Origin of the sequence: Joostella sp. CR20 (assembly GCF_038433465.1) — a bacterium.
GTDB lineage: Bacteria > Bacteroidota > Bacteroidia > Flavobacteriales > Flavobacteriaceae > Galbibacter.
The window spans coordinates 204733-228342 of the sequence record NZ_JAESVF010000002.1; the positions used below are offsets into that span (position 1 = coordinate 204733).

A 23610-nucleotide genomic window follows, 5' to 3' on the forward strand; every position below is an offset into this window, starting at 1 on the left:
TAAGTATCTTTAAATTGCTGTTCAATAAACTCCTGCCGATGAAAATCAGAATTTTACTTATTACGATTCTTTCTTTATTTATTTTTCAGTCGTGTTCGCTTTTAAAAATTGAAAGCACTCAGGAGCCACTTACCAGAAGTCAACTAAATTCAAGATTAATTACCCAGAAATATATCGCCGACGCATCGGAAAGAGTGGAGTGGGCTGCCGATAGTATTATTTATGAAGAATCGGATTTTGAAATTCAGAAAAATGCCTATCGATGGAAATTAAAAACCTTAACCTCGTTACGAGAAGTCGGTTTTCAAACGATGCCGCAGTTGGCATTGCTTGATGCTTGGGCATTGTCGGTCTCGATGGAAACATTTTTAGCCTCAGAAAAAGCAACGCCTTTGTTTGGTGAATGGCAACCCTATGTTGTGAATGTTTCTAAAGTGAATGCTGTCGAAATTCAGAAAAATGCAAAGAGCTTATTGTCTGAAAAAGAATATAAAAACTTAGAAAAGCTGGTCAATAATTTTGTTGCAGAAAACCCTATTTACGGACTCAATTTTAAACATAAATCTATTAGAGAAACTTATTTGGCGTCTAATAACATTCCAGATAGTTTGGCGGTGCAAACCGTAGGAACGCTTTCTGAAGTTATGACGAATTTCTCCAATCGATTGGTGTATACTTCCGAAAGTACTGGTAAGCAATTACAATGGAATGCCGAATTGATGCTTCGCGAACAAGGCATAGATTCTGCGAGTTTACAAAGAGTTTTTAACAGTATGGATAGTAGTTTGGACAGACTTGTAACAACGGCAGAAACTACACCAGAAATGTTAGAGCAGTCTATCGTTGATTTTCGTGCGGATATGCAACAGCTTTTTTTAGGACTTCACAATGATATCGAAAGTTCTAAAGTGTTTTTTTCTACGGAAAGAGCCTCGATTGATACTATAATTTTAAGGGAACGAATTGCTTTTGATAGTTTGATTTTACGCGAACGTACAGCTTTATCTGAAGAAGTAAATGTGTTGGTGAAAGAAACTATCGATGAGACGATGACACATGTAAAAGGCATCATCCGGAGCGTGTTATTTTTTGTTATTTTGTTCTTTGTAATTATACTTTTTCTTCCGTTTTTGTTGGGATACTTTACGGGAAGAATTTTCCAAAAATCTAAAAATAAAAAAGACTAATGAGAATATTTCAAATTGCGTTACTACTAATGCTGTTTACTGGATGTAAAAACAATGCTAAAGACGCAAACACTTCCGAAGAAAAAGAAAATATAACAGTGAAAAATGATACAGAATTTCCGTTTTACGTAGGAACCTATACCAATGGAGATAGCAAAGGGATTTATAAATATACATTGAGTGCTGATGGAAAACTGAGTAAAGATAAGTTGGTTGCTTCTTCTGAAAATCCATCTTTTTTAGCGTTTTCGAAAGACCGTAACTATTTGTTGGCGGTAAATGAAAATGAAGTCGGTACCGTTTCTTCTTTTAAAATTCAGCCCGATACATTGCAGTTTATTAATAAAAGTTTGTCTGGAGGTGCGCATCCTTGTTTTGTTGTTGTAAATGAAAATGGTTTTATTGTAACTGCCAATTACAGCAGCGGAACTGTGGGCCTGTTAGAAATGGACGACGACGGTAGGGTGTCCGATTTGTTGTTTACAAATCAACATACAGGAAAAGGAACTCATGAGCGACAAGATGCTTCACATGCGCATTCGGTTTGGTTAGCGCCTACACAAAACGATGTTGTAGAAGTAGATTTAGGAACAAATGAGTTGTGGTTTTCGACCATTAATTCTGAGGGAAAAACGCTTGAAGCTAAGCAAAATCAAAAATTGACATTTGCTGAAGGTACTGGTCCGCGCCACATGACTTTTCATCCAAACGGAAAATGGGCATATGTGTTTGGAGAGTTAAATAATACGGTTGTAACATTGGCGTTAGACGAGCAAAATCAGTTTAAAGTTTTAAACACCTATACAACACTTCCAACAGATTTTAGTGGAGAAAACACAGGTGCAGATATTCATATTTCTTCAGACGGAAAGTTTTTGTACGCATCCAACAGAGGGCATAATTCGATTGCCGTTTTTGAAGTTTTAGAGGAAGGAAAACTTCAGTTAAAAGCGCATACTTCTGTGAGGGGCAAAGGGCCGCGTAATTTTTCTTTAGCTCCAAATGAAGATTATTTACTTGTAGCCAATCAATACACCAATAATATCATTTCATTTAAAAGAGATTCTAAAACAGGTTTGTTAACTTTTGTAGACGAAATAGAAGCGCCAACGCCAGTTTGTATTTTGTTTGAGTAAATCAAATTGTGTAATTGCTTTTTTAAGTATGCTCATAATATGTAATTGATAATTTTGTTAACAAAAAATTAAATATTTAATATTTTATGTTATTTTTGGTAGGAAACCACTAATTCTAAAAATTTAGAAACCTACCATGCCTAAAATACATCACCTATTTTTGTGGGTCATTTTTTTGACCACTTCTTTTTTGTATTCCCAAGAGTCGTCTAGGTTTAATTTTGTGAGCATGTTAAACGATGTTCCGAAGGTTGGTATTAATCATATCAATCAAGATGAGCGTGGTTTTATGTGGGTAGCTACCAATGGAGCTGGGCTGTATAGGTACGATGGAATTGATTATGATGCGTATCGGTATGTGCTAAATGACACCACATCGATAAGTAGTAGCATGGTGTATTGTACTTTTTTGGATTCTCAAAAAAGGCTTTGGGTTGGTACAGAAGAAGGTCTTAATTTGTATAATTCTGAGAAAGACCAATTTATAAGAATTTCAAACAAAAAATTTGAGGCTACATATAACGAAAGTATTTCTGTTAGACGAATTGTTGAAGACAAGCACGGAAATATAATTATTGGTACGTTTGGTGCAGGTCTATTTAAACTTACTGGAACTGAAAATTTTCAAATTGAAAAAATTAAAAGTAGTAGTTTAAATAAGGATGTTGCGCTTACAGTTGAGGCAATTACAATTGATAAATTTGGAAAAATATACATCGGTACAAACCTAGGAGTTCAAGAGTATGATGCAGAAAGGAACATCATAAAGCCAGTTGTTTTTTCTGATAATAAATTTATAAAATCGCAAGTAAAATCTATTGCTGTAGATCAAGACAATAACTTGTGGATAGGTTCTTTTTCTGAAGGAATTTATAAAGCTAGTTTTGTAGATGCTGAAAACGATTCGTACCGAAAAATAGAAAATTTCAATGTTTCTAAATATCCTATTTTTTCTCTTTTAGCTTTAAATGATGGCACCCTGCTTTGCGGAACCGAAAACGATGGTTTGTTTCATGTTGAAAAAAGTGGAGCGTTAATACACCAATACCGAACAAGTAAAAGCGATGAAAAGAGTTTGTTGTCCAATTCAATTTGGTCGTTGTATCAAGATCGAAACGACAAAATTTGGTTGGGATATTACAACAAAGGACTTGCTGTACACGATCAATTATACGATAAGTTTAATGGGCTTGAAAGTTTGTACAACAACAGTAACTCACTTCATTCAAGCTCGGTTACTTCAATTACACAAGATCAAACAGGAAAATTATGGATAGGAATGGATGGTGGAGGAATCGATATTCTGAATCCTAAAAAAAATACATACACACATATAAATACCAATTCGAGTTCTCAATACAGCGGACTCAAAAGCGATTATATCCAGTCTATTTTTATCGATAGTAAACAAAATGTATGGGCAGGAAGTTGGGATAAAGGAATTTTCATGCTGAAAAAAGGAAGTACTCATTTTGTGAATTATTCAATCGAAACTACAAAAGGTGATTTAGAGTCTGATGTGGTGGTGAGTTTTGATGAAGATACCAACGGAACAATTTGGATTTCTACATACCACAAAGGGTTGCATTCATTCAATCCGAAGACAGAGAAGTTCACGCACCATAATTCACCAGAATTTGAAGCCCATGGAATTTCCAATAGCGATGCTTGGAAAGTTCTAGTTGATGCTTCAGATGTAATTTGGTTGGGGTCAACAAATGGGTTGTTTAGAATTGAAAAAGAGTCAACTTCCGCAGTTTATAAAATAACATCGATGCGCGAACAAATGGAGGCTACCTACGGTAACTCTACTACTGCCAACCATATTCTTTCACTTTATGAAGCCGACGCAAATACACTGTGGATTGGTACCAAAGGCGCAGGGTTGTGTAAGTACGATAAAGTTTCGGGTACGTTTACGTGGTACAATAAGCTTAACGGATTGTTACTCGAAAATATTTGTGGAATTATAGCGTGTAATAACAATAATATTTGGGCCGCTGGAAATTCAGGAATTGTAAAAATCGATCCTGAAAACAATACGTTTACAAACTTTACAGTAAATGATGGTTTGTTGTCGAACGATTTTAATATGAATGCGAGTTATAAAAGTTCGAGCGGAGAAATTTATTTTGGAGGTTATGACGGAGTAGATTATTTCGATCCGACCAAAATAAAAATTAATACTACGGAAAACTTTTTATACCTCTCGGATTTAAAGATTTTTAATAATAGGGTGCTTCCTACGCATGATAAATCGCCATTAACCAAGGTTATTTCTGAAACCGATAGTATTTCGTTTAACAATAAACAATCGGTTTTTACTATTGAATATTCTGGGATAAATTACACACGTCCAGAAAAAAATGAATACGCTTATTACTTGGCGGGTTATGAAGACACTTGGAATTATGTAGGAAATGCCAAAAGTGCAACCTATACGAACCTCGATCCCGGAAATTATACTTTTAAACTAAAATCTGCTAACAATGACGGAGTTTGGAATTCTACACCTTTGGAATTGTCGGTTACAATACTTCCGCCGTGGTGGAAAAGTTCGTGGGCGCTACTCGGATATTTAGTAATGTTTTTTATGGGCGTATTTCTGCTGAATAAATTAACGCAAAGTAGAATCCGAAAAAAGCAATTGGCAAAATATGAAGAAGAAAAACATCAGCAAGAAATCGATTTAAACGAACGAAAGTTTCAATTCTTTACAAATATATCGCATGAGTTTAGAACTCCGCTAACCTTAATTATGAATCCGCTTCACGACATCATAACCAACGATGGCGCGTATCTACCAGAACGGATAAAAGCCAAACACAGAATTATTCAGAAAAATACAGCGAGACTACACAGGTTGGTAAATGAATTACTCGACTTTAGAAAATTAGAATTAAACAAGGTAACTGTAAAGGCTAAATCTTTTAATTTAATAGAATTGACAAAGGATGTTTTAAGCTATTTTAATGAAGAAGCTCGCGAGAAAAACATCGATTTAGACTTTACTTTCGACGAGAAAAATGTACCAGTTTGGGCAGATTATAGCATGATGGAAAAAGTTATATTCAACTTAGTTTCCAATGCTTTTAAAGCTACTCCAGAAGGCGGAACCATAAATGTTGCTCTGTACGCCAAAGACGATTTAGTAGCTTTTCCATTGGTTGACAAAAATTATCAAGCTAAAGCCATTGAACTTATAGTTTCAGATACCGGAATCGGAATTCCGAAAGGTGAAATTGCTAAAATGTTTGAGCGCTTTTATCAAGTTGATAGTCTGAATAAAACTTATTACGGAGGGACAGGAATTGGTTTGGAAGTAGTGCAAAGTTTTATTGAATTACACAGAGGGAAAATAGATGTTTCAAGTGAAGTAGGTAACGGAACTGTGTTTAAAATCACACTTCCGGAAGGGAAAAATCATTTAAAAGGAAGTGAGATTTATTCGGATACATACGAACAAAAACAAGTTAATAGAAATTATACTTCCGTAGTAACAATAATAGAAGACGAAAAGGAAATTAGCACAAAGGAGTTAGCAAATGCCTATACAGTTTTAATTGTTGAAGATAATATTGAGTTGCGTAATTACTTAAAAAACGAGCTGAAAAGTCAGTATAAAGTTTTAACTGCTAATCATGGTCGAGAAGGTTTTGATATGGCAAAAGAAGCGCTTCCTGATGTAATTATTACTGATGTTATTATGCCAGAAGTTAATGGTTTTGAACTGTGTAAGTTGGTGAAAACTGATATTCGTACGAGTCATATTCCGTTGTTGATGTTAACTGCAAAAGCAAAAATTGACGACCGTATTGAAGGTATCGAAATTGGAGCAGACGCCTATATGGTGAAACCTTTTGATATGCGCTTGTTGAAATTGCGTTTGTTGCAACTTATAACCAGCCGACAGCTCATTTTTAATAAATACTTTAGTGCAATTAGCGAGTTGCCAGTAAATGCAAACACCACTTCTTTAGACAAGGAATTTATCCAGAAAGCACTAAATTATATCAATGATAATATCGACGATTCCAACATTAGTGTAGAAACTTTGGCGGCTCATCTAAATTTAAGTAGAAGTCAGGTATACCGAAAAATTAAAGCACTTACCAATCAAACTGCCAACGAGTTTATTAGGAACATCCGTTTGCATAAGGCAAAAGTTTTAATTGAGTCTGGTAATACAAATATTAGCGATGTTTCATTTAGCGTAGGGTTTTCAACTTCTTCTTATTTTACTAAATGTTTTAAAAATTACTTCGGAATATTGCCAACTCAAGTGCAAGTAGAGGATAAGGTAGACAAATAGATTTTCGAGGCTTAGATATAAACTTCCGCAGTAATTATTTAGATAATAACTTTTACTGATGTAATCAACTTCATTTTGCACACGCTATTTTCAATGTAGCTGCTGTGATCATTTTGCTGTATGAGTTATTTCTTCTGATATATATCTTATAAAACCTACTCATTAGCTTCTCTTGTAACGATGAACTCTTTTTGTACTATTCTTATCTATCCATCCAACGCTTTTCAGTCTAAAGGGAGCCTTTTATATCGGTTTCTTAAAAAAGTTAATAATTCATTTTTTAAGAGATTGTTTGTTGTGAATTAAATAAATATGAGGTGTTGATTTTTAGATATTTATAATTCAGTAATAATTATGTTGCATCAAATACAACATTTGAAGCACACAACATTACTACTACAACGTTTGCAACAAATGTTATATACATTGCTTTAAGACTTCTATTTTTTCTCTAACGTTTTGTTAACATTTACGTAATGAAAAAAGATTTTTCAAAGTTTGGTTGGAGAACCATCAGCGAAGTATTACTAATCCTCATGATTATTGGGTTGCTTATTTTTTTAGTGTTCTTCGTTTTTTAAAATGATGTACTTCTTCAAAAAACACTTCAGAAAGGTCTTATTCAAAAACTAACTTAATTAACTTAAATTAATCAAAATGATGCTAAAGTTTAAATTCGCGATTATTGCTTTGGTTTTGGTGTGTACACAGTCATTGTATGCGCAAACAAAAACCATTTCGGGAGTCGTTACGGATGCTACAGGAGTTCCGATGCCAGGAGTTACAGTACTGGTTGAAGGTACTAGCAATGGTAGTAGGACCGACTTTGACGGTAATTATTCTATCGACGGTGTAAACGCTTCAGATAGTTTAGTATTTACGTATATCGGTATGGTTTCTCAAACTATACAGGTTGGAACGCAAACAACAATTAATGTTACGCTAGAAGAATCTATGGAGGCACTAGAAGAAGTTGTTGTTGTAGGATATGGAGTACAAAAGAAAGCGCTAACTACAGGTGCCAATGTAAATGTAAAAGGGGAGGATATTGCCAAGCTTAATACAGGAACAGCAATGGAAGCACTTCAAGGGGTAACACCAGGGGTTACGGTTTCTAGAAATAATGGTGCTCCAGGAGCAGGAACTAAAGTTACTATTCGTGGTCTTGGAACTATCGGGAATTCTAATCCGCTATACATTGTAGATGGAGTTGCGGTAGGAAATATCGACTATTTAAGTTCTGGAGATATTGAGAGTATCGATGTATTAAAAGATGCTGCTTCGGCTGCAATTTATGGTTCTCGTGCTGCCAACGGTGTAGTTTTGGTAACTACGCGCCAAGGTAAAAAGGGAAGACAAGCTCAAATTCATTATGAAACGTATTATGGGTTTCAAAATATCTACAAAAACTTAAGTCCTCTTAATGCACAAGAATACATGTACATTATGGACGAAGGTCGTGTAAACGATGGTTTAGCGCCAAACAATTGGGAGGCCATGATCAAAAATAACAGTTGGTTGAACAATACTTATCCTGGGCAATTAGGAACTCAGTTAGGAGAAGAAGTTTGGGCTATGCTACAAAACGGTTGGGAAGGAACCAATTGGATAGACGAAATGACTTCTAAAAATGCACCAATTTCTAATCATGCAATCAGTATTACTGGTGGTAATGAAGATATTACATATTCTTTGGGAGCTTCTTATTTCGATCAAAAAGGAATTATAGGTGGCGATATTACAGATGCAGGATTTAAAAGACTTACAACACGTCTAAATACAGAGTTTGTTCTTTTTAAAAACGATAGTCACAGTATTATTACGGTAGGTGAAAACTTTACGTATTCGCAATCGGAAAACAGAAGTGTTGCCACAGGAAATATTTATTGGAACGACCTACACAATGCCTTGGTTCAACATCCTTTAATGCCTGCTTATTGGGCAGATTCTCCAGATCAATACGGATTTACACCAACAATGGATGGAATTTCTAATTTTCAGCACAATCCAATAGCTGTTTTGTATTACAGACATAATTATGCAAACCTAGGAAACACAGGAAACACAATTGTTGGAAATGTTTATGCTGAAATTGAGCCGCTTAAAAACTTAAAGTTTAGATCTTCTTACGGAATCAACGCTTGGTTTGGACACAGTAGATCATGGGCGCCAACCTACGCTTTAGGAACTTTATACGGTAATGCTACAGATGGAGTTACACAAAGTCAGTATTTAGGAAACAATTCAACTTGGACAAATACAATCTCTTACGATGCTACTTTTGGAGATCATAAGTTAACAGCCTTAATTGGTACAGAGGTTTATAAAAATGAAATTAATACTGAAGTAGGAGGAACTAAATCTGATTCTAGATTTGGACTTCCAGATTATGCTTTCTTAAATAACGTTGATAAAACTGTAATCGGAGCGATTGATACATGGGGAGCCGATTGGGCTGCTGGTGGTGGCGGATTATTGTCGTACATGGCAAGAGCACAATACAACTATAAAGAAAAGTATTTATTTTCTGCTACAATGCGTGCCGATGGATCTTCAAACTTTGCTGAAGGGAATCGTTGGGGGTATTTCCCTTCTGTTTCTGCAGGATGGGTAATCAGTCAGGAAAACTTCATGAATAATTCAAATAGCTTTGTGAAATTAAGAGCAAGCTGGGGGCAAAATGGTAACCAAAGTATCGATAACTTTATTTATAGCTCAAGTATCGCTTACTTAAATCCGGGATATTACTTTGGAGATACTAAACCTATTTCTGGACCAACTGGGGTACCAGCACGTGTTACAAATCCAGATGTTACTTGGGAAACTTCAGAGCAGTTAAACTTTGGTTTAGACACTCGTTTCTTTGATTCTAGATTAGCATTTACAGTAGATTGGTATAAAAAAACAACCAAAGACTGGTTGGTGTTAGCTCCAATTTTAGGAACTTCAGGAGCTGGTGCTCCATATATAAACGGAGGGGATATCGAAAATAAAGGTTTTGAGGTAATGTTGTCTTGGAATGACAAAGCGGGAGACTTTTCATACGGTGCAACAGTAACTGGAGCATATAATAAAAATGAAATTACACGTATAGCAAATGCAGACGGCGTAATTCAAGGGCAACCACACATTCTTTCTCAAGGAACTGCTTATATCTCTAGAGCCGAAGTTGGTTATCCGATAGGTTATTTCTACGGATACGAAACAGACGGAATTTTACAAAATCAAGATGAAGTAGATGCGTATGTTAAACCTACCGATGGAACTCCATACTTTAGTGATCAACGTCCTGGAGATGTTCGTTTTGTAGATCAAAATCAAGATGGAGTAATTGATGAAGCCGATAAAACAATGCTTGGAAATCCAAATCCAGATTTTGAATTGGGTATTCAATTGAATGCAGAGTACAAAGGCTTTTACACCAATGTTACCATGACAGGAAAGTTTGGAATGCAAGTGATGCAATCATATCGTTCGTTTGCCGACAATCCAAACCAAAACTATACAACCGATATTTTTGATCGTTGGCATGGTGAAGGAACTTCTAATACAATCCCTCGTTTAAGTTCAGTATCAAACAGAAATACAAACTGGATTTCAGATATCTATATGCACGATGCAGACTATTTGAGAATTAGTAACTTAACAGTTGGATTTAAATTAGGAGAATACCTTAATAATGTAAATTACATTAAAGACATCAATATCTATGTAGCGGTAAACAACCTTTACACTTTTACAGGATATGATGGAATGGACCCAGATGTTTCTTACGGAGGAAACGACGATACAGCATGGGCTTCAGGAGTAGATTTAGGGTTATACCCATTGCCGAGAACTGTCATGTTAGGACTAAGTGTAGACTTTTAATAAAAAATAAAGACAATGAAACGAATTATATATAGTATCTCAATAGCTGTTATTACAGTAGTTACGAGTTGTAACGATGATATTTTAGATACAGAAAATCTTTATGAAAAGAGTTTGGATAATTACTATCAAACTCCAGATGATATAGATGAAGCCATGTCGGGAGTATACAACGCTCTATATACGGCAGGTGTTCATAGCGACGAAAGTATTGCTGCCAACTTAATGTCAGATATGATGCTTGGTGGTGGTGGTCCCGATGATAGATCAGCTAAAAATGTGGATAGCTTTCAAGATCCAGAAGAAGATACTTATAGAGATCTTTGGATTGAATCTTATAATGGAATTACACGTTGTAATGCTATTATTGAAAAAGTAGAAAACACCGATTTTTCATCGCATTTTAATAGTGATGCAGAAGCTCAGTCTTTCAAAAATCAAACAATAGGAGAGGCGTATTTTATGCGAGCATTTTTCTACTTTAGAGCAGCTAAATTTTTCGGAGGAATGCCTTTAATTTTAAAGATAGACGATCCTAGAGATGTAGCAAGAGCTTCTTATACTGAAACCTATGCGCAAATTACTGCCGATTTACTTGCGGCAATCGACTTAATGCCAGCTACTCCTTTTACGTCTATTCCGACTGCGAGATATGGACATGCAAACAAATGGGTTGCAGAAGCTTATTTAGCAAAAGCATTTTTATACTATACTGGATATATGACTAATATTGAAGGGCAGGCTACAAGTACTTTACCGCTTCCAGATGGAGGTTCGGTTTCTAAGAGTCAAGTACTTTCATATCTAGATGATTGTATCAATAATAGCGGACACGCACTTGTTGATGATTTTAGAAACTTATGGCCATATTCTTATGTTAATGAAAGTGCTGGTCAAACTGTATTGCCGTGGGCAGAAGATGAAGGTTTAATGTGGGTAGGACAAGATGGTTTAAACCCAACTTTCGGAACAGGGAATACTGAGTCTATGTTTGTGTTGAGATATACAACTACAACATGGGATTGGGGGCAAGAATACAACAACCGTTTACCGCTATTCTTCGGAATTAGAGATAACTCATTAGTACCTTTCGGACAAGGATGGGGATGGGGTTCTGTAAATCCTAAATTATGGAATAATTGGGATGATGCAGATCCAAGAAAAGAAGGATCTATTATTCAGTTAGGAGATGCAAATCAAGGATTAGCAGATTATCAAGCGGATAAAGGAGATCATGAAACAGGGTTGGTAAATAAAAAGTATACAACGCTTCAACACCCAGATCCAGATCCAGATGGTGATGACGGAATCAAAGGAATGTTTTATTTCTTATACGATATGAATAACGGAGATCCATTACAACTTTGGGCAGCACAAGATTTTATTTATATGCGTTTTGCCGATGTGTTATTAATGCATTCTGAAATTTCTGAAACTGCAGATGGATTAAATGCTGTTAGAAATAGAGCAGGATTGAGCTCGATAGGATATTCATTAGAAGCTCTAAAAGAAGAAAGATTACACGAATTTGCTTTCGAAGGTTTACGTTGGTTTGATATCGTAAGATGGGGAGATGTTGAAAGTGCTTTTGGAGATCAAATAGATGTTAGAAACTCTGGAGTTGATGCAAAGTATAGTGTAAAATACAGACCAGAAACTAAAGGTTTAGTACCTGTACCAGAAACCGAAATTAGATTATCTAGTGGAGCTTATGAACAAAATCCTGGTTGGTAAGATGTTAACTTTAAAAATTAAAGTCATGAAAAAAAATGAAATATTAAAAATATGGTTTGCATCGCTGGTATTGGTATTAGTTGCATGTCAACCCATTGAAGATAGAGACGAGCTGCAAAATAGTGTAGATGTTGCAGGCGTAGAACTTATCGCTACACAAAGTACCCCAGGTGGGAACAAAGTAGAACTAAATATGGTTACTGAAGGTGTTACTGGATACTGGGATTATAATCTAGGTACAGCTTACACCAATAGAGTAGAGTTTGTGTATCCAATTCCTGGGAAGTCTACTTTTACGTTTACAGGAACACTTGGAGCCGAATTTTTCTCTAAAACAATCGATGTTCAAATAGATCAATTAGATAGTCCATTAGATCAAGATTGGTACGATTTGGTTAGTGAAAATACAACCGAAGGGAAAACTTGGGTTTTTAATGGAGGACCATCTGCCGACGGTGGAAAATGGTGGTATATGTCGCCACCAAACGATCCTTCTGCATGGGAAACCGCATGGTGGAATGCTGCAGGAGATTGTTGCCCACCAGCCGATGCTGCTGGGAAAATGGTATTCGATCTTGATGGAGGTGCTAACTATACTTATTATGCTGATGCTTCTGGAGAACCTCAAATGGGAAGTTTTGTTTTAAGTGTTGAAAATCAAACTTTACAGGTAAAAGGTGCAAACATTTTAGGTGCCGAGCAAGGTAACCCAGATGGACTGTACACTATTATTTCCTTAACAGAAGACGAGTTGGTTTTATATGTGCCTAACAATGCTGGAGGAACAGGTTGGACATGGATATTTAAAGCAGAATAATGTTAATTATTAAACGTGTTTAGTGTTATTGTTATAAACGGTTAATTTATTTAATTAAGTTAGCTTTGATTGCGGAAAGCCTCATTACTTTATAGTGATGAGGTTTTCTTTTTGTTATAAGTTTACGTCATAATTAGCCAAAAGCATAAGTGTTTTTTATACTGAAAATACAGCTGTGGATGTTTAGTTCCTTTCTCAGTATTGAAGAAAGTGTGGTTGAAGCTTGATGAATTAACTTTATAAAAACATCAATACAAGGGCTACGTTAGACGTAAATGTTATAAACCAAATCAGCCTACCCTGAGAACGAGGTAGGCTGAAAAACAACAAATTAAAGGCGGTGCTTTAAAAGCGACTTACACTATTTTTAAGGTTGGTAGTATATCATGGTGCTGTCTATTACTTTATATTCGGTTTCGTTAGCTTCTCGATATGTTACTTCAACATCATTCCAGTCGGATGCCCAACCTTTTACCAAATTGTTTAAGTATAAAATTTCAATAGGATGTTTTCCTTTTTTAAGGGCAATAGTACCTTCTAGTGGAAATCTTTTTATTGTATATGTAGGATTGATGATAAGCGAATTGGCTATTTTTACTTGTTCTTGCTTGCTAGCAAAATAGTAAACTCCGTCTTCTTTTATATCGATAAAACCTTTCAAGAAAACAGCTCTAAATTGAGTGGTGTCTATTTCTTTACCCCAATCAAAAGTTACATTGGCATCTTTAATATTTTTAATAACTGTTTCATTTGAAGGAGTACCAACAATATCTTCAGCCTTTACAAAATGCCCTTTTACAGTACTCATTTTAATTCCTGGTTGTAAACCATCAATATTTTCAGCTTCTTTTATATGAGTTTTCTTTACCGTTAATTTTCTTACAGTACTCACTTTTCCTGTTGGTAGTACAGATGCAATTTGCAGGTTTGTATCTTCAGTAAAAATAAAAGGTTTTGTATATGTTTCACTACTCGGTGTAGGCGCACTTCCGTCTAAAGTATACACCATTTTAACAGGGTGTGTTGTGTTAAAACTTAAAGTAACACTGTCAGTAAACACAATATTGTTGGCAGTTGGCCCTTCTGGTAACGGAATATGATAGTTTATTTTATAAGCATCCAACGTAGGGTAGAGGGCGTCCAAACGTGTTAAAAAGTTACTGTAATCTTTTGTCTTTTCGCCACTCCAAGTAAGTTCTGCAATTGCAATAATTCTCGGGTAAGCGTAGTATTCTATGTCTTTTCCTTCGTAGGCATACTCGGTCCAATGGTTTCCTTGCATCCCCAAAATATGCTTTTCTTTATCTTTATTTATTGCTGAAGGAATAGGGTTGTAGTCGTAAACTTTTTCTAACGGAATATACCCGCCATGCGCCATCGGCTCTACGCGATAATCTCCTTGATGAAAATTTAAATAAGCATAGCTTGTGGGAGTCATGATAACATCATGTCCTGCATTTGCAGCTTTGATACCACCTTCTTCGCCTTGCCACGACATAATGTTGGTTGTTGGGGTAATTCCACCTTCTAAAATTTCGTCCCAACCAATCATTATTTTATCGTGTTTTTGAATGATTTTTTCCACGCGAGCCATGAAGTAACTTTGTAATTCGGCTTCATTTGCTAAACCATTTTCTTTAATTCTTTTTTGACAAAGCTTACATGTTTCCCATCGTTCTTTTGGTGCTTCATCGCCACCTGCGTGGTAATATTTGTATGGAAAAAGCGGTGTTATTTCATCATAAACATCTTCAATAAAAGTGAAAACTTCTTCTTTTCCAGCGCAAAAAATATTGTAATCAATTCCCCAAAGTTCGCGAGGTTCGTAAGTTATATGTTCGTTACAAGCAAGCTGTGGATAGGCTGAAAGTGCCGCAACTGCGTGCCCAGGAGTTTCTATCTCTGGGATTACATCTATAAAACGCTCTTTGGCATAGGCAACAACATCTTTAACATCTTCTTGAGTATAAAACTCACCTTTGGTTTTAATTCCTTTTGTGATGAGTTCTGGGTATTTTTTTATTTCGATGCGCCAACCTTGATCGTCGGTTAAGTGCCAATGAAATTTATTTATTTTGAAAAGTGCCAGTACATCGAGTTGTTTTTTAATTTCTTCAACGGTAAAGAAATGACGAGAAACATCGATATGAATACCTCTCCAAGGAAATTCGGGAGCATCATTTACGGTTAATGTTGGAATTTGAATGGCGCTAACCGAACCTTTATTTTCTTCTGAAGTAATTGGGAGCAATTGTAAAACCGATTGCATTCCGTAGAAAATACCTCTTGCAGTTTTTGCCTCCACCGAAATTTTATCTTTTTCGATATTTAAATGATAACCTTCGTCATTAGCAATAGCATCGTTTATTTTTAAGCTGATATTAGTACCCGCTGAGGTTTTATCCAACTGTGTTTCTATTCCTGTATGTTGGGCTATTTTATCTTTAAAATAAGTAATAACGCTTTGCAATTCTTCATTTTCAGTAGAAAAATAAGTTGAATTATCTAGTGTAAACAAAGCATCGGTTACATTAATTTCTTGTGGTTTTGGCGTGATAAAAGCATTGGTGTTTGTAACCACAGTTGGTTCTGAGTTTTTACATCCAACACAAATAATCAATACAATAAAGAGGTGTTTTAGGTTCATAACTTTAAGGTTTAAGCTTGGATATTTTGACCTGCAATGTATTTTACAAGTCTGTCGATTGGTTTTCTAACAAAAGTGCTGGCTCTATATCCTTTTTCTTTAAGTTGTTTGTTGATAATATCTTGCGAATAATATGCAATGGAGCCTACAAAATGCACAGGAGTTTGCTGTAATTCTTCGTGATAATGCGTTAAATAAGTATTTATAAAAGTAGCAATAGTGTGACTTAGCAATTGCTCGATATAAGGATCGTTACGGTGTTTAAAAGCAAAACGAGCGAAGGACGCTAAGTACTTATTTGGGTTTTGGTTATGGTATAATTGTTGGAAAACTTGATTCATATCGGTAGTGAAATCCTTTTCAAAAACGTTGGCAATATGTGCAGGCATTTGTTTGTGGTAATACCCACGAAGTAATTCTTTTCCGATGTAATTTCCGCTACCTTCATCTGATAAAACATAACCAAGTGAAGGAATTTTTTGAATGATATTAGAACCGTCAAAATAGCAACAATTCGATCCTGTTCCTAAAATGCAAATAACTCCAGGAGCGGCCGTAGTGGCGTGAATGGCAGCAATAACATCTTCTTTAATACTGATGTGGTATGCGTTTTCAAAAACATTTTCTAGTATAAGTTTCATTTTTTGGTCGGCACTTTTAGTACCACAACCAGCACCGTAAAAATGAATTTGTGTAACGAGGGTTTTATAGGGGTCTAGGTCTTTATTATTCTGAATGATACTTATAATAGCTTTGTCGGACAATGCCATAGGGTTGATTCCTTCGGTTTGCGAAGCGAGTAATTGTTCTCCTTTTTTATCGGCAAGTATCCAATCGCATTTTGTCGATCCACTATCAGCAATTAAAATCATGTTTTTTATATTTTTTATTAAGAAATAAGACTGTTTCTAAGGTAGTTAAATAAGTTTAAATAGCCCCTTCAAACGAAGGGGCTACTCTTGAAAAAACTCAAGAAGCTAACTGTAAACTAAAATTTAAAAATGGTACCTTTTAAAGGCTTCAATGGCTTCGTATTCTGCAAGCCCTAAATTGTCGTACAAAACAGCTGTATTTCTATTTCTTTCTTGGGCACGTACCCAAAACTCTCTAGCATCTTCTCCTTGAAACATCACGCGGTCTTTTTGAGATTGATGGAAGAGAATTGCATTAATTTTTTTATTCATTTCGTCTGGACTCAAAGGAACTGCCATTTCGATATCGGCAATGTCCCATTCGTGCCAAGCACCACGGTAAAGCCAAACCCAACAGTCTTCCATAAACGCTTCGTGCTTAATTTGCTCGATACTTTCAAAAATAGCATCTAAACATAATTTGTGCGTTCCGTGGGGATCGGCAAGATCTCCAGCAGCATATATTTGGTGTGGTTGCACACTTTTAATAAGGTCTGAAATGATTTGAATATCTTCTTGCCCGATAGGGTTTTTCTTCACTTTTCCAGTTTCGTAAAATGGCAAATCTAAAAAGTGAACTTGCGAATCGTCTAAACCTACGTAACGTGTTGCTCCGTACGATTCCATACGACGAATTAACCCTTTAAGTTTACGAGTTTCGAGGCTGTCTTCGTAGGCTGTAGTTTTCGAACTTAAAAACGAAATTACTTTTTTAAAGTCGTTGTCGTCTTTATTACTTTCCATTTGAAGTGCTACTTCTGCAAATTTTAGAGCTTCTTCATCAGTTACAGCAATATTTCCAGAAGTTTGGTAAGCTACATGCACTTCGTGCCCTTGATCGATAAGTCGGGAAAAAGTTCCTCCCATCGAAATAACATCGTCGTCTGGATGCGGACTAAAAATGATAACTCTTTTCTTTTCTGGAGATTTTCGTTCAGGTCGGTTTGTATCATCGGCATTTGGTTTCCCTCCAGGCCAACCCGTAATGGTATGCTGTAGCTTATTAAATATTTTAATATTGAGGTTGTATGCAGAGCCTTCAATGTTGAGTAGCCCAGCCATTCCGTGCTCGTTATAATCTTTTTCGGTAAGCTTTAAAATAGGCTTTTGCATTAATTCGCTTAACCAAGTAACCGCTCTCACTTTAAGATCGTCGGTCCAGATACATTGACTTACAATCCACGGAGTTTTGATTCTAGTTAGGTCAGACGCAGCTTCATCATCTAAAATCATAGTTACATTTTCATGATTTTGTAAAAATGTAGCAGGAATATTAGATGTTACTTGCCCTTCAATAGTTTCTTTTACGATGGATGCTTTTTTATGTCCCCAAGCTAACATAATAATTCTTTTAGCTTTCATAATGGTACTAACCCCCATTGTGATTGCTTTTTTAGGAACGTATTCAATTCCGTTAAAATCAGAAGCAGCATCTCTTCTTGTAACGTGGTCTAGGGTAATGATTCTCGTTCCAGAATTTTTATGTGATCCTGGTTCGTTAAACCCAATGTGTCCTGTACGTCCAATTCCAAGTAATTGAAAATCTAATCCACCGAGTTGTTTTATTTTTAAATCGTAATCAATGCAATATTGATCTAATTCTTCTTGTGGAGTTTCCCCTGAAGGAATGTTTATATTTTCAGGGTTAATATCTACATGATCAAACAAATGTTGATGCATAAAGTAGTAATAACTCTGACGGTTTTCTGGTTCCATAGGGTAATACTCATCGAGATTAAAAGTAATTACGTTATGAAAACTGAGTTCTCCTTTTTTATGAAGATTTACCAATTCTTCGTAAACCTTAATAGGAGAAGATCCTGTTGCAAGACCGAGAACACAAGGCTTCCCTTCTTGCTGTTTTTCTTTGATAAGCGCAGCAATTTCGTGTGCTACCAATATTGAAGCATGGTTAGAGTCCTCGAAAATTTCGTTGTGAATTTTCTCGAATTTCGTGTCTTCAAACTTACCAACTTGTTTGTACTTAATTTCTTGTATCATTTTATTATAGCCTTTTTTATAGCGCTTCCTCGTTCTTTTTTTTATTGAAGTTGTCTAAAAAATAAAGGTTGAAAATTCATTTTTCAGACAACTTATTTACTATTTAAAGCAATTTCTAACTAGAAACTATTTACACCAGTATCCCACCAAAGGCGAGTACCACCGTTATCAGCTCCTTTTAAGAAAGAAACAGCTTCTTCAACATTTGCTCCGTTGGTATTTTTTTCTGAATCTACAAAGTTGATACGTCTTACTTGAATATCTGTATCGATAGTTCCGCCGCTGTTATTGATTACTACAGGGAATATTTTTGGATATCCAGTTCTACGGAATTCACTCCAAGCTTCTTGACCATCAGGGAATGTTGCAATCCATTTTTGTGTGATAATTTGCTCCAATTGCTCTTCTTTTGAAGCAGTAGCATCGTAAGCAATTTTCACATCAGTTTCATATGCGTAATTATTGGCTGCATTTACAGCATCAACATAATCTGCAGGCGAACTTGTAGCATCAGCAATATATTCTTCTACTCCAGCAGCACCATGTTGTGCAAATGAAGCACGAATACCACTTTCGTAATTTGATTGAGCATCGCCAGCACCAGCCCATCCTCTAAGAGCAGCTTCGGCTTTTAAGAAGTAAACTTCTGCGGCTGTCATCCAATCTTTTGAAGTTAATCCACCTAAATATGAACCTAATTTTGAGTGGTCTCCATATTGCGATTTTGCTTCCATTTCAACTCCCATTCTAATTCCTTTGTATTCTCCTTCAACACCATTTCCTAGCGCAGGTTGGAAGTAAGTTTCTAAACGTCCGTCGTTAAAACCTTTTAAAATAGATTCCATTTCGGCAGACATTCTAATATCTCCCCAACCTTCGCTAATGGTAGCTAATGGGTGGATAAACCCTTGCATATCGATAGACATATTATCTGTGTCTAACAAACCAGCGTCGCTCGATAAAGATTTTTCTCCTTCTGTTTTTGCTAAAGCAGGATCTACGTTAGAAACTCTAATTGCTAAACGCAGACGTAGCGAATTGGCAAATTTTCTCCACATAGCGATATCTCCACCAAAGTCAGAAAGATCGAAAGGAACAAATTGTGCTTGCCCTTCAAAAGCTTTTAACTCATCGATAGCAGTTCCTAGATCTGCAAAGAAAGTTTTGTAAGCTTCTTCTTGTGAATCGTACTTTCCAGTAGTTTCGTAATCGTTGTATTTTGAATATCTAATAGGACCAAAAACATCCGAAATTCTGTGCATTGCCATTACCTTGATAATATCTGACAGATACGAAAACATTTTAGAACTTTCGTCTCCAGCCAATTCTACTTGCTCGTCTATTCCTCTGGCGTACGGCATAACTCCGTTTCCAGTGTCGGCATTGTAAGCATCTGTCCAAATAAACTGGTTCCATCCACTATTTAAACTATAAGTTTGGTTGTTGATGTTTCCAGCAAATGGTGTAGGCGATGTCATGTAACCCGAAAATACATCGGCGTTTAAGTTGTGTTGTAATTGGTAATTCCATGCTGGCTCAATACGAATTACATTGGCAAACATAGGAGGAAATTTAGCTCCGATGTTGTTAAAACGTTGTTGTAAGCTTTCGTTTGATATTCCGTGCGGATCGGTATTGATGTCTTCAAAATCTTCTGTACAGTTGGTCATGCTGAATGCAAGGACAGAAGCGAGTGTATATGTTACTAATTTTTTCATTTTTCTTAGAAATTAACGTTAATATTTAACCCGATACTTCTTGTAGAAGGTTGGTTGTAAATGTCTACTCCTTGCAATCCTATACCAGTACTTGCTGCAATGTTTGGATCGAATGGAGCATCTTTATAGAAAAAGAAAAGATTGTTGGCAATAAGCGAGAGATTTACTCTTTGGATGAAACTATCGCTAAATGATAAGCGGTATCCAACAGAAAATTCTCTTAAACTAACATTGGTTGCATCGTACACATATTCTCCAAGCATACCAGCTCTACCACCAACAGCAGTGTAGTAATCTTGTGCAGAAATTTGAGATGCATTTCCACTTTCGTCAACAACGTTAACCATTCCTCCGTTGCTATTTCTAGCGTCTGCAGTAGCTTGAGAAACTCCGTAGTAATCGTTAATAGCTTCTGTAACACTCACTACATCACCACCAAATTTTCCGTCAATTAAAAAGTTAACAGTAAATTTTCCTATGTCGAATGAGTTGTTCCAACCTAAAGTGAAATCTGGTTGAGCATGCGCTACTGTTTCAAAATCTGTAGAAAGAAGCGTTCCAGAATCGCTAACTACAGGAGTTCCGTTTTCATCTCTTACTAATGAACGCGCTTTGATACTACCAAAATCTTCACCTTCTATTAAAGAATATTCATAACCGTTTACACCACGAGCTGTTATAATTGCTTCGCCATCTTGTAATGAAGGATGAACAGAAATTACTTCGTTGTCGTTTTGAGCGAAGTTAAGCGCTGTATTCCAAGTGAAGTTGTCGTTGGCAATTGGTTTTCCGTTTAAAACAATCTCAAAACCTTTGTTAGAAATTTCTCCCGCATTCACGATGTTTTGAGAGTATCCGTAAGGATTTGGTTCAGCTTGAATGTAAAATATTTGATCTGTAGTTTTTGTGTCGTAATATGTAAAATCGAAACCTAAACGACCTTGAAAAAAGCGCCATTCAGTACCAATTTCAAATGATTTTTGTCTTTCTGGTTTTAAAGTTTCTCCTTCTATTGGGGCAAAAACAGGCGATCCTACATTAGGTCCAGTTGTAGAAATTTGATTTAAAGGAATTGTAGCATACACAGGAATATCTTTTCCTACCTCTGCATACGAAGCTCTTACTTTAGCAAAAGAAATTGCTTCTGGCATAGTGAACATTTCTGATAAAACACCAGTTAAACCAACAGAAGGGTAGAAAAACGCATAGCTATCGGTTCTTGCTAGGGTAGAAGACCAGTCGTTTCTTCCTGTAATATCAAGGTAAAGCATTCCTTTATAATCAAAGTTTGCAGAACCAAAAACCGACTGTACTTCTCTGTTTCCAACCGACTGACGCATGTTGTTGGTTGTTGCAACATTGGCAAGTGTGAAAATGTTTGGATAGTTAAGTCCAACACCATCTCTACCAGAATCGATAAATAATTGATCTCCGATTTTATACTTTGTTAAACTAGTACCTAAAAGCGCACTAATAGTAAAATCTTCAGAAATATCTTTATTGTAGTTTGCAATTAAATCGATGTACTGCTGAGTGTTTTCAGTTTTTTCATAAATGTATCGACCGTTATCTCCCGAGTTATTCGTGTCGGTTCCTGCATACATTTGCTTGTCAAAAGTAAAGAAAGACTTGTCGTAGCTTCCTCTAGATTGTAAAGAAAAATCGTCTGTAATTTGATACTTAACAGAAACATTTGCTAACACACGTTGTGCAATATCTTTACTTTGGTTTCTATGGATTAACCAATATGGATTTTGCTGAATTGTTTCGTCAAACGAAGTAGCATATTGATCCATCATATTTGTAGTAGTGTTGAAATACTCAAATTGGTTTTTGTAAGTATCTCTACTGATGCCTACTGGATGTAAGTAAACTCCTGTGAGAGGGTTAGAGTATAATCCGTTTGTAGGACGGTTCCAAATACGTTGATCTGATAAATTGATACTTGCAGAAACATCAATTTTTTCATCTAAAAATTTAGCAGTTTCTCTAAGTGTAAGGTTGTTTCTGTTTAAACGGTTTTCAGGAATAACTCCTTCACCCATTGTATTTGCATACGAAAAGTATGTTTGAGCTTTTTGGTTTCCTGCAGTTAATGATAAAGAGTTAATAGAAGTAAAACCAGTATTGAAAAAGTCTTTAGCATCGTTGTCTAAACCATCTGCTTTTGCTCCCCAAGATTTTGGATCGGCAACACGACCATTTTCTGTAATTGGTTGTCCTACAGAAGCCGATTGGTATTCGTCTTGAATTTTTGGTAACGACATAACATTGTCTACAGTAAAACTAGAATTGAAGTTTACAGAAAGTGCTCCGTCTCTACCTTTTTTAGTAGTAATTAAAATAACACCATTTGCTCCTTGGCTACCATATAAAGCCGAAGCCGATGCTCCTTTTAATACAGTCATGCTAGCAATATCGTCTGGGTTAATCATCGACATAGCATCTCCACCGTCTCTGTTTCCTGTTTGTCCTCCAAAGATATCGGTGTTTGGCTCTGCTCCGTTAGATCCGTTACCGCTGTTTAACATTGGTACACCATCTATAACATATAAAGGGTCGTTATTGGTTGTAGATGAATTACCACGTAAAACCACTTTTGCAGCACCTCCTAAACCAGATGAGCTACGTGTAATAGTAACCCCGGCAGATTTACCAGATAAACTGTTAATTGGATTGGTTTGTTTTACTTTAGTAAGTTCGTCTCCACTTACTTCTTGAGCTGCATAGGTAAGTGCTTTTTCTTCTTTTTCGATACCTAAAGCAGTTACAATTACAGCGTCTAGTTGTTGGCTGTCTTCTTCTAATGCTACATTAATAGTAGTAGTTGTTCCAACAGTAATTTCTTTTGCTTTCATTCCCACATAAGAGAATTTTAAAACAGCGCCCGGTGTGGCACTAATGGTGTAATTTCCGTCGAAATCGGTTTGAGTTCCTTGAGATGTTCCAACAATCATAATATTAACGCCCGGAAGCGGTACATTGTCGAAACTACTCGTTACCACTCCAGAGATTTGAACTTCTTGTCCAAATACCCCGTACATACATAAGAGTGATAAGAGCATTACTAGTAAGTTTTTTTGTTTCATATTATCAATTTGTTAATTAATGGTTAAAAATTACTTCTTTGATGGGTTTTCAAAAATCTTTTTATACGAACAACATCATTCTGCCAACAAACAGCATTTAATTTTAGATGACAGTTTTTGCTTACTAACGATTTTTAAAAATATTTTGGTAAATACGCTTATTAATTATATTTTTTCACAGAATTTTT

Annotated in this window: 11 protein-coding genes; 6 read left to right on the forward strand and 5 right to left on the reverse strand. The window is 35.9% G+C overall.

What is annotated here, in order from left to right:
- Nucleotides 1-38 precede the first annotated feature (38 nt).
- The 6 genes from JMA43_RS05100 to JMA43_RS05125 all read left to right on the forward strand — a co-directional run bounded on the left by JMA43_RS05100 (nucleotide 39) and on the right by JMA43_RS05125 (nucleotide 13056).
- Nucleotides 39-1187, forward strand: a complete 1149-nt coding sequence (locus tag JMA43_RS05100; RefSeq protein WP_342155300.1) for a hypothetical protein — start codon at nucleotides 39-41, stop codon at nucleotides 1185-1187.
- Nucleotides 1187-2323, forward strand: coding sequence for a lactonase family protein (locus JMA43_RS05105; RefSeq protein WP_342155301.1), 1137 nt, complete (start codon nucleotides 1187-1189; stop codon nucleotides 2321-2323). Before JMA43_RS05100 ends, JMA43_RS05105 begins: the two co-directional genes overlap by 1 nt.
- Before the next feature lie 229 nt (nucleotides 2324-2552).
- Nucleotides 2553-6635, forward strand: coding sequence for a hybrid sensor histidine kinase/response regulator transcription factor (locus JMA43_RS05110; RefSeq protein ID WP_342155302.1), 4083 nt, complete (start codon nucleotides 2553-2555; stop codon nucleotides 6633-6635).
- A gap of 657 nt (nucleotides 6636-7292) precedes the next feature.
- Nucleotides 7293-10505, forward strand: a complete 3213-nt coding sequence (locus tag JMA43_RS05115; RefSeq protein ID WP_342155303.1) for a SusC/RagA family TonB-linked outer membrane protein — start codon at nucleotides 7293-7295, stop codon at nucleotides 10503-10505.
- A gap of 15 nt (nucleotides 10506-10520) precedes the next feature.
- Nucleotides 10521-12239, forward strand: a complete 1719-nt coding sequence (locus JMA43_RS05120) for a RagB/SusD family nutrient uptake outer membrane protein (RefSeq protein WP_342155304.1) — start codon at nucleotides 10521-10523, stop codon at nucleotides 12237-12239.
- 25 nt (nucleotides 12240-12264) lie between these two features.
- On the forward strand, nucleotides 12265-13056 hold the full coding sequence (locus JMA43_RS05125) for a hypothetical protein (protein ID WP_342155305.1): 792 nt from the start codon (nucleotides 12265-12267) through the stop codon (nucleotides 13054-13056).
- A 367-nt stretch (nucleotides 13057-13423) separates the two neighbouring features.
- Here the strand turns inward: JMA43_RS05125 and JMA43_RS05130 are convergent, their stop codons facing one another.
- The 5 genes from JMA43_RS05130 to JMA43_RS05150 form a co-directional block, all read right to left on the reverse strand.
- On the reverse strand, nucleotides 13424-15703 hold the full coding sequence (locus tag JMA43_RS05130; protein ID WP_342155306.1) for a beta-N-acetylhexosaminidase: 2280 nt from the start codon (nucleotides 15701-15703) through the stop codon (nucleotides 13424-13426).
- 11 nt (nucleotides 15704-15714) lie between these two features.
- Entirely contained in the window at nucleotides 15715-16575 is an 861-nt protein-coding gene (locus JMA43_RS05135) for a BadF/BadG/BcrA/BcrD ATPase family protein (RefSeq protein WP_342155307.1), read from the reverse strand.
- A gap of 123 nt (nucleotides 16576-16698) precedes the next feature.
- Nucleotides 16699-18615: a glucosamine-6-phosphate deaminase gene (gene nagB / locus JMA43_RS05140; RefSeq protein ID WP_342155308.1), complete on the reverse strand. Its 1917-nt coding sequence runs from the start codon at nucleotides 18613-18615 to the stop codon at nucleotides 16699-16701.
- Nucleotides 18616-18734: 119 nt separating this feature from the next.
- Complete coding sequence (locus tag JMA43_RS05145; RefSeq protein WP_342155309.1) at nucleotides 18735-20333, reverse strand: RagB/SusD family nutrient uptake outer membrane protein; 1599 nt, start codon at nucleotides 20331-20333, stop codon at nucleotides 18735-18737.
- A gap of 5 nt (nucleotides 20334-20338) precedes the next feature.
- On the reverse strand, nucleotides 20339-23398 hold the full coding sequence (locus JMA43_RS05150; RefSeq protein WP_342155310.1) for a SusC/RagA family TonB-linked outer membrane protein: 3060 nt from the start codon (nucleotides 23396-23398) through the stop codon (nucleotides 20339-20341).
- Nucleotides 23399-23610 lie beyond the last annotated feature (212 nt).